Below are 15,257 nucleotides of genomic sequence, written 5' to 3' on the forward strand. Positions count from 1 at the left end.
TTTTTTACTTAAGAAATAATTTTATACTTATTCATTAAATGCATCCGACATTTCTGTTACAAAATCGATTAAACCACCGGTTAATGCATTAATAATATCCGCGTTATCTTCGAAATCATCAATTTTCCATCCTTCATCAGTCTTGGTTAATTTAATCACAGCTGTCTTTTCATAGTCAAAAGTTGCATTGTTTAAATGTTCAATAACAGTACTTTCCATAAGCTCATCCATTTCTTCGTCGGATACATCTGAAAAAATCATGGAAAGTGCTTTTTGAAAATAATCTGCTACTGCTGCTTTAAAGGTTTCCCCAAAATTATATGTTTTTATTGTTACATCAACCGTTGCAGTATCACCGTCAACTTTTTCGTTAGACAATGTATATTCAAACGATAATAATTTTTCTTTCAATGTGGTAACAAATTCTTCACTGTATGATTCTGTGTCGACACCAGCAACATCTAAAAAACTTGCAGCTTCCGTATCTCCAGAGTATATTTTAGATATCGTTGTTGTATCATTTTCTTTTAGAGCTTTCATATAGGAATTGACGACATCACTTGGTGATGGTTCATTACGACATGAAACAACAGATAAGCACATAATTATTGCTAATAAAATTGTAATTATTTTTTTCATTTTTTCCTCCGATTTACTTATAAATAGTTTTGGTTCGTTTTGTGCTTTACAAAGTTGTCAATTATAACATACGACTTGCTTCAGCAGGGTCGTTTGTTTTTATTTTACTTTTGTTAATTTAATTGTCACTCCATCAATTTTAAGAATGGTTCCTGAAGGCAAAGAAATATTTTTATATTCTTGCTTATAAAAATTGTCCAGTCCAATTTCGGAGTTTTTATCCGGTGTCCCCATGATTGCATTGATTCCCCCCGAAAGTAAGTTGCTAGAGCTAACATTACCTCCTCCTTTTATGGCTGTTATGGTATATGTTCCAGCGGAGAAGTCTATCCCAGAGGTATAGTTTCCGTTAGCAAACTCATATTCTTCTTTTGAATTTGATATATCTGCTGGTTGAGTTCCTATGTAAATTGATTTTGTAGAATTGTTCCAAGATACTTCTTGTCCTAGAGCTTCGCTTACGGCTCTCAGTGGAACATAAGTAGTTCCATTGTAAATAAATGGTTCTACTGTATTTCCCTTAGGGTCTTTCATTGCTGTGAGTTTCTCATTAATGTAGATTTTAATATTACTATAGCCAACAGAAAGATTTTTTGTTCCGGTTTCTGCGAATGATGTTAATGAAAGTCCTAATACTAATGTTGTGACAATCATTCCTGACAAAAATCCCTTTATTTTGTCTTTATTCATTTTTTCCTCCCCAATCCCTTTAAAAAATAAATTAAATCATAAAAATTAAAAAATTAAAAATTTTTACAAAATAATATTTACAATATGATTTTATGACAAAATTATACATAAGTCAATAAAACGTTTTACGATGAATTCATTTGTCATGAGTTCCCAAATTCAATGTCTGTATTGTCTTACATCAAGAAATAAATATGTAAATTTATTAAAAAAAATAACGTATCACATAAAAGCAATCCGTTATTTCTACTTGGTATCGACTCCCTAGACAAAAGAAAAACCGCTATTACTAGCGGTTGTCTACTTGGTATCCCGTAGAGGAGTTCGAAGTCGCTGTTCATGAACACGCCTTCCGTTCTGTGTATGCCCGTACAGCATACTTGAACCACTTCACTATAAAATACTACACAGTAGTATTTTATGTACGTTCGTGCCCTTTCGGGTTCGACTCCCTTGACAAAAGAAAAACCGCTATTACTAGCGGTTGTCTACTTGGTATCCCGTAGGGGAGTTCAAAGTCGTTGTTCATGAACACGCCTTCCGTTCTGCGTATGCCCGTACAGCATACTTGAACCACTTCACTATAAAATACTACACAGTAGTATTTTATGTAGGTTCGTGTCCTTTCGGGTTCGACTCCTTCGACAAAAGAAAAACCGCTATTACTAGCGGTTGTCTACTTGGTATCCCGTAGGGGAGTCGAACCCCTGATTCCACCGTGAGAGGGTGGCGTCTTGACCACTTGACCAACAGGACATATTCTTTTTAAGATCTAATAGCTCTATCAGACTTTAATTATTATAATCGTTTTTCTTTTATTTGTCTATGGTATTCTGATAAGTTTTTTGATAAAATGTGTAGTAACATCCTTTCCGTACTTACTTTTTTCGGGCGGAAATGACAGGGGAATTACTTGATAAAGGAGATAAAATATATGAATCATTATAAAAGTACAAGAGGCAGTGCGGAAATGAAAACAGCAGCACAGGCAATCATAAAAGGCATTGCAGAAGATAAAGGATTGTTTGTTCCGGAAACTCTTCCTAAGCTTATGGAAAGACCGGAGGATTTAGTTTCTTTAGACTATAGAGAAGTCGCTTATCGTGTGCTATCTAAATTTTTAGATGATTATACAGAAGAAGAATTGAGACATTGTATCAATTCTGCTTATGACAATAAATTTGAAGCGGAAGAAGTAGTACCTTTAAAGAAAGGTGGAAATGCGTATTTCCTTGAGCTTTATCATGGAAAAACCGCAGCCTTTAAGGATATGGCATTATCGATTCTTCCTTATCTTTTAACCACTGCAATGAAAAAAGAAAAAGAAGACAATAAAATTGTTATCTTGACTGCAACTTCAGGTGATACGGGAAAAGCTGCTTTGGAGGGATTTGCAGACGTTGACGGTACGGAAATCATCGTTTTCTATCCGAGCGAAGGCGTAAGTCAGGTGCAGGAAAGACAGATGGTGACGCAAGAGGGAGAGAATACTCATGTATATGCTATCCATGGAAATTTTGACGATGCACAAACAGGTGTAAAGAAAATTTTTAGCGATAAAGCGTTTGCGGAAGAATTAGCCAACAAGGGTTGCAAATTCTCTTCTGCAAATTCCATAAATATTGGAAGATTAGTACCACAGGTAGCGTATTATGTTTGGTCATATGCACAGTTAATTAAGCAGGGGGTGCTGCAAGCAGGCGAAAAGATGAACGTGGTTGTACCGACCGGAAACTTCGGAAACATTTTGGCTGCTTACTATGCAAAGCAGATGGGAATTCCAATCAATAAATTCCTATGTGCATCCAATGAAAACAAGGTTCTTACTGATTTTATCAATACAGGTATTTATGATATTCATAGAGAGTTTCATATTACAAATTCACCTTCGATGGACATCCTTATTTCCAGTAATTTAGAACGATTGCTTTATCATTTGTCCGGTGGAAACGGTGCTGAGATTGCGAATTTAATGGAAAACTTGGAAAAGAATAAAAAATATGAGGTAAGCAGTACTATAAAAAATGGCTTGGCTGATTTTTATGCGGGATTTGCTACCGAAGAAGAAACAAAAAAAGCCATTGGTGATTTATATGCAAAAGATAATTATTTAATGGATACCCATACTGCAGTGGCATATAAAGTGTATGAAGATTATCGTCAGGAAACCGGAGATACGACTCCAACGGTCATTGCATCGACGGCGAGTGCATACAAGTTTGCAGATAGTGTAGCAGATGCCATTGGCTTACCAAAGTTTGCAGATGGATTTGCTTACATTAGTGCTTTGAATGCAAAAACAGGAGTTCGTGTGCCAAAGGGACTTGCAGGCCTAGAGAATAAAAAAGTGCGACATACAGGCGTTGTAAACAAGGATGCACTTGCTGATGCTGTACGGGAATCTTTGAAGTAATTCCCTCTATAGCGAAGGCGACAAAAAAGGAGTAGACAAATTGCTGTATTGCAGTTTGTTCTGCTCCTGTTTTATTTGCCATTTTATTTAAATTGTTTCAGTACAGTTTCAAAACGATTCATGGCTAAATTGATTTCCTCTTCGGAAACGGTTAAAGGTGGAAGAATGCGAATCGTTTCATTGCTGCTTCCGGCAAGCAGAAGCTTTTGCTCCATACATTTTTTTATGATTTCTTTCGAGGAATGTTTCATGTGCACCCCAAGAAGTAATCCTTTTCCGCGAACTTCTTGGATAAGGGGATATGATTCTTGCAATTCCTTTAATTTTGCAACCAGTTGGTTGCTTTTTTTATTAACTTGAGCAAGAATGTGATTATCAATTAGCTCTTCTAAGATTGTAAGTCCGCATGCACAGGCTAAGGGATTTCCTCCAAATGTACTCCCGTGATCACCCGGTTCAATGCAATTTGCTGCTTTATCAGACGCAACAACAGCACCAATAGGGAACCCGCCACCGAGTCCTTTTGCAATGGAAATCAGATCTGGCTTTACATTAAAATATTGGTAAGCAAAAAGGTGCCCGCTTCTTCCCATTCCGCTTTGTACCTCGTCAAGAATAAGTAGTGCATTATAATGATCGCACAGCTTTCGTATGCCGGTTATAAATTCTTTGGTTGCGGATATGACACCGCATTCTCCTTGGATTGGTTCTAATATGACAGCAGACACAGAATCATCCATGAGTGCCTCTACACTTTTTAAATCGTTGAAAATAGCCTCTTGTACATCTTCTAAGAGCGGACGGAATTTCTTCTGATATTTTTCTTGACCTGTAATCGAAAGGGAACCCAATGTACGTCCATGAAAAGAGTTTTTCATGTAAATAATTTTCTTTTTATTTGGTGAAATATTGCTTCCGTATTTTCGAGCAATTTTAATTATCGCTTCATTTGCTTCTGTACCACTATTACAGAAAAATACTTTTGAGAGGTCAGTAAGTTCACAAAGACGTTTTGCTAAATTTAAAACAGTATCATTCCAAAAATAATTTGAGATATTCATTAAAGTGTTACTTTGTTTTTGAATGGTTTCAACTAAAGATGGATGACAATGGCCAAGAGCGTTTACAGCTATTCCGGAAATGAAATCCAGATAGGCATTGCCATTGTCGTCGTAAAGCCAAGAACCTTGACCATAGTTAAAGGTCAAATCATATTTGGAATAAAAAGGAATTAAATAGTCATTTTTCATATTATATCCTCCATTTCCATTAATTTTTCGTTCAATGATTCCTATATATTGATAAATATTAAGAGACACTATAAAGCAGATAAAACGATTCGTCAATCATTTCTTTTATAAAATTATAAAAAAATAAATCATTTTATGAAAGAAAGAAGAAAAATTAAAAATATTAAAAAAATGCTTGCTTTTTTTCTTAATACCAAGTAAACTAGCAACATTAATGTTGATAGAGGTGCGGAGTAAAAGAAGATGTAAATCGCCGGCGGGCAATGATTTATGTTGGAGGTATCCTTCGCCGAACTGTAGATTTAGGCGTAAATCTATGGTGGGCTTATAGTCAATAGCTATAAGACTGTCTACGAAAGTAGTTGTGCTATCCTTAATGACCGTAATTTTGATGTACTTTAATTTTTAAAGGTTCATTCAAAAAAATTTTACGTCAACAAGGGATACCTTGTTGATTTTTTTTTTACATTTATGGTTTAGGGGGATAACAATGGTGAAACGATAAAGATTAGGAGTGAGATTATGAGAATGTTTCGTGGATCAATGGTTGCTTTAATTACACCTTTTTATGAGGATGGAAGTGTAAATTACACAAAATTGATTGAATTGGTAGAATGGCATATTACGAAGAAAACGGATGGAATCGTCGTATTAGGGACAACGGCAGAATCGCCGTCGTTGACCATAAGGGAAAAAGATAAAATTCTAAAAACTGTGATTGGAGTAGCCGACCATCGCATACCAGTTATTGCAGGAAGTGGATCAAATAACACGTTGCAAGCAAAAGAAGATAGTCTCAAGTATGAGGCGATGGGGGCAGATGGACTTCTTGTAATTACACCATATTACAATAAAACCAATAAAGCTGGCATGATATCGCATTTTACGGAGATTGCAGATGCGGTTTCGATTCCGATGATTCTTTATAATGTACCAGGGAGAACCGGATGCTCTTTAACAGTAGAAGCAGTAGAGCTATTAAGCAGACATAAAAACATTATAGGAATTAAAGAAGCGAGCGGCGATATTGGATTTGTAAGCTGTATTTCAAAATTAATTAATCCTGATTTTACGGTATACTCAGGAAATGATGACATGATTGTTCCGATTTTATCCCTTGGAGGGTCAGGTGTAATTTCGGTGCTGGCAAATATTCTGCCGACAGAGACGCATCAGATTGTGGATGAATACTTAAAGGGTAATGTTGAATTAGCCAGACAGATGCAATTAAAGTACCTTGACTTTATTAATGCTTTGTTTATTGAAACAAATCCTATTCCGATTAAAGAAGCTATGAATTATTTTGGAATGAACGTCGGGGGATATCGTCTACCTCTTTGTAGTATGGAAGAACAATCAAGAGAAAAGTTACAAAAAACAATGTCGGTTTTAGATATCAGTAAGGAGGCATCATGAAAAATAAAAATAATGAAAGTCGTATTAAAGTGGTATTGGTTGGTGCGGGGAAAACAGGAAAAATGGTCAGTATGAAAATTGAACAGGCTGAGGATATGACTTTGATAGGAGTTGTAACGAAGCAAAGAGAGAATGAAAAATGCTTTGATTCGTTTGATGAAATTACTGAAACACCATCTGTTATTATAGACTTTAGCCATCCAGATCGCCTCGATTCTATTATTGAGTATGCAGCTCCTCGTTGTATTCCATTGGTTTTAGGAACGACCGGCTATCGTGAAGAACAAAAGGAAAAGATTATAAAATGGGCACAGAAGATCCCAATTGTTTATACATCCAATTTTTCTTTAGGAATTACTGTTTTGCAGAGGGTACTAAAGCAGATTACTCCGATTCTGAAGGAAGAGTTTGATATAGAGCTGGTAGAAATGCATCACAATACAAAGCTGGATTCTCCGAGTGGAACTGCTAAAATGCTTTTAGAAACATTAAATGAAAGCCAGACGTATAAATTGGTTTATGGCAGAAGTGGGAACGTAAGACGGGGTAATGAAATTGGTGTGCATTCGATAAGGGGCGGGTCGATTGCCGGACAACATAATATTATTTACGCAGGAGAGGATGAGATATTAGAATTTTCTCATCAAGCACATTCTAATTCAATTTTTGCAAAAGGAGCTTTAAAAGCAGCAAGGTTTATTTTATCAAAACAGTCAGGGTTGTACGATATGAATGATGTTTTATTTGAAAGGAATGAATGATAAATGGAAGCACGTGAAATCATTAAATTTATCCAAGAATCGAAAAAGAAAACGCCAGTTAAGGTGTTTTTAAAAGAAAAAAAACGAGAGGGTTGTCAAGCAATCGCATTTCCTGGTTGTCAAGTATTCGGACTTGAGAATCGCATCATTTTTGGAGACTGGGAAGAAATCTCCCTTATTATAGAAAAAAACAAAGATCAGATTGAGGATATGATTGTGGAAAATGATTCTCGTAATTCAGCCATTCCTTTATTGGATAAAAGAAGTATAAACGCACGTATTGAACCGGGTGCAATTATCCGTGATCAGGTAGAGATTGGAGACAATGCGGTTATCATGATGGGGGCAGTTATAAACATTGGAACAATCATTGGATCGGGTACTATGGTTGATATGAATGCGGTTCTTGGTGGACGTGCTGTTATCGGGAAAAATTGTCATATTGGAGCGGGTACAGTAATTGCTGGTGTGATTGAACCACCAAGTGCAATTCCAGTTGTTATTGAGGATGATGTTGTAATTGGTGCCAATGCAGTTGTGCTGGAGGGAGTTCATATTGGTAGGGGAGCCGTTGTGGCTGCAGGTGCGGTAGTCATTGAAGACGTACCTGAAAATATGATTGTTGCAGGAGTACCTGGTAAAATACTAAAAAGTAAGGATGAAAAATCTATTAAAAAGACAGAGATTGTTCATGCTTTAAGGAATCTATAATAATAAGGAAAGGGCGTTAACGGGTGACTTTTATAAGGATAGTTTTAATTTTTAAGATTCTCCGTAGGAAATTTTATTTTCTACGGTTTTTTATTTAGGAAAATAAAAATTTTTTAATTCAGAATTATATAATATATTCTATTGACAAAAAAGAATTATGATGATATATTCATAACGTTGTTATGAAACAGTGTTATGAATAATAAGAGGTGAAAATTTGGCTAAACAAATTGAAGGTGTTGGAGATAGATTATTATTATTTGCAAAAAAAGAATTTTTAGAAAAAGGATATAAAGATGCTTCGTTACGTACAATTGCTGAAAATGCAAATACAAGCACAGGATCTATCTATACAAGATTTAAAGATAAAGCAGGATTATTTAATGAGATTGTAAAATCAACGGCAGATGGGTTTGAAAATAAATTTCGAGAGGAAATTGCCATTTTTGATAAAATGCCTCAAATGCCTTGGGAAGAAATGCTTGAATATACGGATAATCAACAGTTTAAGATGATTGATAAAATTTATGATGATTTTGATTCATTCAAATTATTAGTCTGTTGTGCAGAGGGGACTATATTTTCAGAGTTTATACATAATATAGTAGAATTTCACGTCGAATATACGATTAAATATATTGAGTCTATTGGGAATGATGCAATCACTTCAAAACGTCTTACGCCGGAGCTATTACATATCCTATGTAGTTCTTATTGGTCAGGTTTTTTTGAAATAGTAGTGCATAATATGAGTAAAAAGGATGCATATCAATACATCTGCCAGCTTAAACGATTCTTTCGGTGTGGGTGGAAAGATATTTTTTCGGCAACTTCTTAAATTTAAAGGCGGTTATGTAACCGCCTACCTTTAAACAATGGAGTTAGCAATGGCTAACGAAAGGAGGAAAATATTATGGGAAAAGTTATGGATGCAAGAACAAAATTGCTAATGGAGTCCATTTAAATTATTGATTTCCCTTTATTAAAATTACGTAAAAGCATTTATTAAGGAGAATGTATATGAAGAATGAAAGACTTAAAGGAAAAGATTTAATTAATGTTGGTATTTTTACAGCCATATATTTTGTAATTGTTTTTGCTGTTTCAATGCTTGGCTATATACCAATATTTATGCCGCTTTTATGTGTCATTGTTCCTGTTTTAGGAGGAATACCGTTTATGTTATTTCTTACTAAAGTTAAAAAGAGCGGTATGATTTTTATTATGAGCATCATCATGGGTATTCTAATGCTTCTCACCGGTATGGGTTACTATTCCATCGTTGTGGGTGCAATATCCGGTATTATTGCAGAACTAATATTCAAAAGCGGAAGTTATAAAAATGCGACAAGAGCAGTTATAACATCAGGAGTATTTAGTATATGGGTTTGGGGAAATTACATACCGTTATTTTTGAATATTGAAGGCTATTTTTCAACTAGACAAGGTTATGGTCAAGAATATATCAGCGCTTTAACCAGCTTAATGCCTGCATGGATGTGTCCGGTACTTTTGGGTTCGGCATTTATAAGCGGTATATTTGGTGGCTTACTTGGTAAAGCAATCTTAAAAAAACACTTTAAAAAGGCAGGGATAGCTTGATGAATAATAATGTTTTTCAGGCAGAATCGATAAAACGAGGTCTTGTTTTAGACCCAAGGACAAAGCTTCTTCTTTTGGTAACTATGTCGGTGTTTGTGCTCAGCAGCGCAGGAGGCAAGGGATTGGAATTTCTCGCACCTTGTCTGTGTATAGTCCCGTTTGTATTACTTTTAACATCAAAAAAGTTTAAAAGTACCATTTTATACGCGATTATATATCTAACTGCCATAATGATGCTTATTTTGCTGAGACCTATTACAAACGGGGTAGTTAATTTCTTGATATTAGGTACTGCGGGAATTGTAACACGTTTTATGCCAAGTATAATGGTAGGCATGTATGTATTATCCACAACTACTGTCAGCGAATTTAATGCCGCAATGTTGCGTCTCAATGTGAGCGAAAAGATTATTATCCCATTGTCAGTTATGTTCCGCTTTTTTCCCACGGTTTTAGATGAGTTTTCATCCATCAACGCTGCGATGCGCATGCGAGGGATAAGTCTGGGAGGAAAAAACGTGACAAAAATGCTGGAATATCGGTTGGTTCCTCTTTTGACTTGTTCTGTAAAAATAGGTGAGGAACTGTCTGCAGCGGCATTGACAAGAGGTCTTGGCGGCAATGTAAAGCGGACAAATGTATGTGAAATTGGGTTTCATTTACAGGATATGGTTATTATTTTTTTGTGCTTTGTTCCTTTTGCACTAATGCTTCTGTCACGCTGTGGGATACTGTGAGGTATTTATGATTGAGATTAAAAATATATCTTTTCGATATGAAAACTCTGAAAGCAGTGTATTAAATGATATATCTACCAAGATCTATGATGGAGAAGTGGTATTGATTTGCGGAGAATCCGGGTGCGGGAAGACTTCAGTTACTCGTCTCATTAATGGTCTAATCCCACACTATTATGAAGGAACGATGGTAGGTGAAGTGACGGTAAATAATTTAGATGTTTCTAGATCAGAGTTATATGAAACAGCAAAGTTGGTAGGGAGTGTATTTCAGAATCCACGAAGTCAGTTTTTCTGTGTTGATACAACTAGTGGAATTGCTTTTGGGTGCGAAAATATGGGATTACCAGAAAATGAAGTGAGAAAACGGATTAAAAAAGTCGCTAATGAGCAAAACATAAATCATTTGCTGGAACGTAGTATTTTTAATTTGTCAGGAGGTGAAAAGCAAAAGGTTGCCTGCGCTTCTGTTTCTGCTGTGTATCCTTCCGTGCTGGTTCTTGATGAGCCGACTTCTAATCTCGATATTCATGCTATTTATAATCTTCGTGAAATTGTACATGAATGGAAGAGGCAAGGCAAAACAGTAATTATTTCAGAGCATAGAATACACTGGCTATTAGATATTTGTGACCGTGTTATTTATATGCAAGCTGGTGCAATTCAAATGGATTGTCCTATGGAAGAATTTTCACGATTGAAACCTGAAACGATTCAAAAAATGGGATTACGTCCTTTAACTTTAAATTATCATCAGTACATTAAAAAGACATCCAGATTACAAGACACTATTGATTTTCACAATTTTAGATATTCTTATAAAGAAAAAAATAATGCATTAAATATTAGCAATCTTTCTTTGCCACGTAACGGCATTATTGCTGTTATTGGACATAATGGAGCTGGTAAATCTACCTTTTCCAAATGTCTTTGCGGTTTGGAAAGAAAGTTTAATGGTAGTGTTACTCTGAATGGACTAAAAATTAAAAAACAGAAGCTTTTAAAAAAGTGTTATATGGTCATGCAGGATGTTAATCATCAGTTGTTTTGTGAAAGTGTTTTGGAAGAAGTTCGGCTAGGAATGTCAGAAGAAAATAAAGATAAGGTAGAAGAAGTATTAACCATGTTGGACTTAACTGCAGTTGCTGAGCGGCATCCAATGTCGTTGTCTGGCGGACAGAAGCAAAGGGTTGCTATAGCAAGTGCTTTGTTAGCGGATAAGGAACTATTGATATTTGATGAGCCGACGAGTGGCTTGGGTTATCGTCATATGAAAGAAACTGCGGAGCTTCTTTTAAATTTAAAAGGTAAACGCAGCATTTTCATTGTTACACATGATCCTGATTTGATCAGCTCATGCTGTACCCATATTCTCCATCTTGAAAATGGGTGTGTGAAGGAATCATATCCATTTGATGAAATTGGAGAACAACGTTTGGAAATATATTTTGATGAAATTAAAAAGGAGGTCACTATTTTATGAAAAAACAATCAAATTTATCACGTTTATTTGAGTATGCAGGAAATTTTAAGTATCTGACAATACTGTCATGGATACTTTCGTGTATTAGTGCAATTATAGCTCTTTTACCTTACATATATATCTGGAGGATAATAAAAGAAGTGTTGGATGTTGCACCTAATTTTACGGAGGGCAATAATCTTGCTCACTATGGCTGGATGGCAGTTGGATTTTCAGTTTTGTCAATGTTAATCTATGTCGGAGCTCTTATGTGTTCACATATCGGAGCATTTCGTATCGCTTCCAATATCCGAAGCCGTGCTATGCATCATATTGTTACTTTACCTATGGGATTTATGGATGATTTCGGAAGCGGAAAACTCCGAAAAATTGTAAACGAATCAAGTGGTGCAACAGAAACTTATCTGGCTCATCAGCTTCCAGATCGTGCTGGAGCAATTGCTACACCAATTGGCATGATTGTTTTGCTGTTTGTGTTTGATTGGCGGCTTGGATTTCTCAGTCTTATTCCTGTAGCTTTGGCATTTTTAATTATGATGACAATGACAGGTGTACGAATGAAACGAAAAATGAAGGAGTATCAGGATTCTCTTGAACGAATGTCAAATGAAGCAGTAGAATATGTACGAGGTATTCCGGTAGTAAAAACCTTTGGGCAATCAGTATATTCTTTTAAAAGATTTAAGAACTCTATAGATAGTTACTCGAAATGGGTAATTGCATATACAAAGGATTTGCGTATTCCTATGTTATTTTATACAACAGTAATTAATGCAGTCTTTGTTGTATTGATTGCTGCGGCGTTAATAATGACCCAAGATGGGGTAACTAACGCATTTTTAATTAACTTACTTTTTTATATTATTTTTACACCAATAATTAGTGTAACATTAACAAAAATTATGTTCTCCAGTGAGAACACGATGATTGTTCAAGATGCATTAAGTCGTATTGACAGTATTATGACTTTAGAATCTATGAAAGAAACAAAGAAACCTGTTTTACCTATGAACAACTCAATAGACTTGCTCAATGCGTCTTTTCGATATAAGAAGGCACAAACGGATGCGCTTCATAATGTTTCTATTCATATTGAGGCAGGCAAAAAGATTGCTTTCATAGGCCCGTCAGGTAGCGGAAAAACTACACTGGCCAGTATTATTGCACGTTTTTGGGATGTGATAAACGGAGAAGTTAAAATTGGAGGCATAAATGTAAAAGATATATCAAAAGAGGATTTGATGAACACCGTATCTTTTGTATTCCAAGACAGCAAGCTTTTAAAAACCTCTGTATTTGAAAATGTGCGTATGGCTAAACCAAATGCAACTCGTGAGGAAGTAAATGCTGTACTTGAAGCTGCACAGTGTGGTGATATTATATCCAAGCTTCCGAATGGTATGGATACTATTATTGGAACAAAGGGGGTTTATCTTTCTGGCGGAGAACAGCAAAGAATTGCAATAGCCAGAGTTATGCTTAAGAATGCACCGATTTTGATTTTGGATGAAGCTACCGCATTTGCTGATCCTGACAATGAACATAAAGTTCAGGCTGCATTTAATGAATTGTCCAAAGAAAAAACGGTTCTTATGATTGCACATAGACTTTCAACCGTAGTTGATGCAGATGAAATATTTGTTCTCAAAGATGGTAGTATTTGTGAAAACGGAAGTCATGAGGAACTGCTGCAACAAAAGGGGATATATGCTTCTATGTGGAGAGAATATCAAAACTCAGTAAAATGGAAGGTAAAAAAAGGAGTGTGCAAATATGCTTAATAAACTTCAACATAAATACGCGCTTTCTCATCAAGGCGCAAAAGATTTAATCAAGGCCTGCTTTGCGTGTACGTTTGCTTATCTTGTTCTTATGCTTCCTGTTAGCTTACTGTATTTCCTTGTAAGTGACATCATGAACGGAGGAGTTTCTCAAAATAGAATTTTATTTTATTGCGTGGGGGTTGTTGTATGCTTAGTACTTATATTTATGTCGACGTGGCTACAGTATAATGCTACTTTTCTTGCTACATATGTTGAAAGTGGAATTCGGAGAATTACATTGGCGGAAAAGCTTAGAAAGTTACCTCTGTCTTATTTTGGAAAAAAAGATTTGTCGGATCTTACCAGTACCATTATGACAGATTGCACATCGCTTGAGCAGGCTTTTTCCCACTATATTCCTGAATTAGCAGGTTCGATTATTTCGACTGCAATTATATCTGTCAGTCTGTTTTTCTTTCATTGGAAAATGGCATTTGCAGCTTTATGGGTGTTACCCGTTGCTTTTTGTATTGTTCTTTTTTCGTCTAAGGTACAAAATGCTTTAGGACGCAGACAAATGTCAGTGAAAATGGCATGTGCCGATGGAATACAAGAATGCTTGGAATCGGTGCGAGATTTAAAATCGAATAATGCAGAGGGAAAATACCTTTATAGTTTGGATAAGAAAATTAAAGCAGTAGAGAAAAGAGCGATTATTTCTGAACTGGGAACGGCTGTATTTGTTGTATCCGGACAGATGATTTTAAAGCTTGGAATAGCAACAGTAGCGTTGACTGGAGGCGTTTTATTGTCACAAGGGAACCTTGATATTCTTACCTTTTTTATGTTTTTACTCGTTGTTTCCCGTATGTATGACCCTATGCAGGCGGCTTTAATAAATTTAGCTGCCATTATCGCTGCAAAAGTACAAATAGAACGCATGAACGAAATTCTTGATTATCCTGTACAAAATGGAGCATTGCAGCTAAACAATAAAGGATGCGACATTAAATTTGATCATGTAGGTTTTGCATATAACCGTTCAAAACATGTTTTACAGGACATATCATTTACTGCAAAACAGGGTGAAGTAACAGCGCTTATAGGCCCTTCAGGAGGTGGTAAAACAACGGTATCACGTTTGGCAGCTAGGTTTTGGGATATTAATAAAGGTAAGATAACCGTAGGTGGAATGGATATTTCTAAAGTTAATCCTGAAGCATTGCTTTCATTGTATTCTATTGTTTTTCAGGATGTAACACTGTTTAATAATACAATTATGGAGAATATACGTATAGGTCGTAAAGATGCATCTGACGAAGAAGTTTTAGAGGCTGCTTGTCTTGCGCATTGCGATGAATTTGCTGAAAAATTACCACATGGCTGGAACACACAAATAGGTGAAAACGGATCTGAATTATCCGGAGGTGAACGGCAGCGTATTTCCATTGCTCGTGCATTTTTAAAAAATGCTCCAATAATATTGCTAGATGAAGCTACAGCGTCCTTGGATGTGGAAAACGAAACGATGATACAAGAAGCGCTTACAAGATTAATTCAGAATAAAACAGTGATTGTTATTGCACATAGGATGAGAACGGTTTCAGGTGCGGATAAAATTGTTGTACTTAAAGATGGTTTTGTTGCACAACAGGGTTCACATGAGGATTTGGTTAATCAGGAAGGTACTTATAAAAGAATGGTACAATTACAAACAAAAGCACAATGCTGGACATTTTGAAGTCCTTTAATATCATTATGTAAATGAGGTGACTCTATCCGAGTCACCTCA

At 35.8% G+C, this 15,257-nt stretch carries 13 protein-coding genes, 1 tRNA gene and 1 riboswitch; of the genes, 10 read left to right on the forward strand and 4 right to left on the reverse strand.

What is annotated here, in order from left to right; translation table 11 throughout:
• Positions 1 to 27: 27 nt before the first annotated feature.
• The 3 genes from I2490_RS13860 to I2490_RS13870 form a co-directional block, all read right to left on the reverse strand.
• Positions 28 to 639, reverse strand: a complete 612-nt coding sequence (locus I2490_RS13860; RefSeq protein WP_206460371.1) for a DUF4878 domain-containing protein — start codon at positions 637 to 639, stop codon at positions 28 to 30.
• A 99-nt stretch (positions 640 to 738) separates the two neighbouring features.
• Positions 739 to 1,329: a copper amine oxidase N-terminal domain-containing protein gene (locus I2490_RS16745; RefSeq protein ID WP_245157206.1), complete on the reverse strand. Its 591-nt coding sequence runs from the start codon at positions 1,327 to 1,329 to the stop codon at positions 739 to 741.
• 681 nt (positions 1,330 to 2,010) lie between these two features.
• Positions 2,011 to 2,085: transfer RNA gene (locus I2490_RS13870), tRNA-Glu, on the reverse strand.
• A gap of 178 nt (positions 2,086 to 2,263) precedes the next feature.
• Between I2490_RS13870 and thrC the strand changes: the two genes are divergently transcribed.
• Positions 2,264 to 3,742 (forward strand): threonine synthase, encoded by a 1,479-nt coding sequence (gene thrC, locus I2490_RS13875; protein WP_206460372.1) that lies wholly within the window; start codon positions 2,264 to 2,266, stop codon positions 3,740 to 3,742.
• A gap of 83 nt (positions 3,743 to 3,825) precedes the next feature.
• On the opposite strand, the gene I2490_RS13880 is transcribed toward thrC, so the two are convergent.
• Positions 3,826 to 4,992: an aspartate aminotransferase family protein gene (locus I2490_RS13880; RefSeq protein WP_206460373.1), complete on the reverse strand. Its 1,167-nt coding sequence runs from the start codon at positions 4,990 to 4,992 to the stop codon at positions 3,826 to 3,828.
• A 213-nt stretch (positions 4,993 to 5,205) separates the two neighbouring features.
• Positions 5,206 to 5,370, forward strand: a riboswitch (Lysine riboswitch).
• Between the two features lie 144 nt (positions 5,371 to 5,514).
• On the opposite strand from I2490_RS13880, the gene dapA reads away from it, so the two are divergent.
• The 9 genes from dapA (at position 5,515) to I2490_RS13925 (ending at position 15,206) form a co-directional block, all read left to right on the forward strand.
• Positions 5,515 to 6,408: a 4-hydroxy-tetrahydrodipicolinate synthase gene (dapA, locus tag I2490_RS13885; protein ID WP_330634673.1), complete on the forward strand. Its 894-nt coding sequence runs from the start codon at positions 5,515 to 5,517 to the stop codon at positions 6,406 to 6,408.
• The gene (gene dapB / locus I2490_RS13890; protein WP_206460374.1) at positions 6,405 to 7,169 is read left to right on the forward strand and encodes a 4-hydroxy-tetrahydrodipicolinate reductase; all 765 of its coding nucleotides are present in this window, start codon (positions 6,405 to 6,407) and stop codon (positions 7,167 to 7,169) included. Before dapA ends, dapB begins: the two co-directional genes overlap by 4 nt.
• 3 nt (positions 7,170 to 7,172) lie before the next feature.
• Complete coding sequence (dapD, locus tag I2490_RS13895; protein WP_206460375.1) at positions 7,173 to 7,880, forward strand: 2,3,4,5-tetrahydropyridine-2,6-dicarboxylate N-acetyltransferase; 708 nt, start codon at positions 7,173 to 7,175, stop codon at positions 7,878 to 7,880.
• A gap of 217 nt (positions 7,881 to 8,097) precedes the next feature.
• Positions 8,098 to 8,718 (forward strand): TetR/AcrR family transcriptional regulator, encoded by a 621-nt coding sequence (locus I2490_RS13900; RefSeq protein WP_206460376.1) that lies wholly within the window; start codon positions 8,098 to 8,100, stop codon positions 8,716 to 8,718.
• Positions 8,719 to 8,900: 182 nt separating this feature from the next.
• Entirely contained in the window at positions 8,901 to 9,482 is a 582-nt protein-coding gene (locus I2490_RS13905) for an MptD family putative ECF transporter S component (protein ID WP_245157207.1), read from the forward strand.
• Positions 9,482 to 10,219 (forward strand): energy-coupling factor transporter transmembrane component T, encoded by a 738-nt coding sequence (locus I2490_RS13910; protein WP_206460378.1) that lies wholly within the window; start codon positions 9,482 to 9,484, stop codon positions 10,217 to 10,219. Before I2490_RS13905 ends, I2490_RS13910 begins: the two co-directional genes overlap by 1 nt.
• 7 nt (positions 10,220 to 10,226) lie before the next feature.
• Positions 10,227 to 11,702 (forward strand): ABC transporter ATP-binding protein, encoded by a 1,476-nt coding sequence (locus tag I2490_RS13915; RefSeq protein ID WP_206460379.1) that lies wholly within the window; start codon positions 10,227 to 10,229, stop codon positions 11,700 to 11,702.
• Positions 11,699 to 13,483 (forward strand): ABC transporter ATP-binding protein, encoded by a 1,785-nt coding sequence (locus tag I2490_RS13920; protein WP_206460380.1) that lies wholly within the window; start codon positions 11,699 to 11,701, stop codon positions 13,481 to 13,483. The genes I2490_RS13915 and I2490_RS13920 overlap by 4 nt, the downstream gene beginning before the upstream one ends.
• The gene (locus I2490_RS13925) at positions 13,476 to 15,206 is read left to right on the forward strand and encodes an ABC transporter ATP-binding protein (RefSeq protein WP_206460381.1); all 1,731 of its coding nucleotides are present in this window, start codon (positions 13,476 to 13,478) and stop codon (positions 15,204 to 15,206) included. The genes I2490_RS13920 and I2490_RS13925 overlap by 8 nt, the downstream gene beginning before the upstream one ends.
• The last annotated feature ends 51 nt before the right edge of the window (positions 15,207 to 15,257 follow it).

The organism is Anaerovorax sp. IOR16 (assembly GCF_017168145.1).
GTDB lineage: Bacteria > Bacillota > Clostridia > Peptostreptococcales > Anaerovoracaceae > IOR16.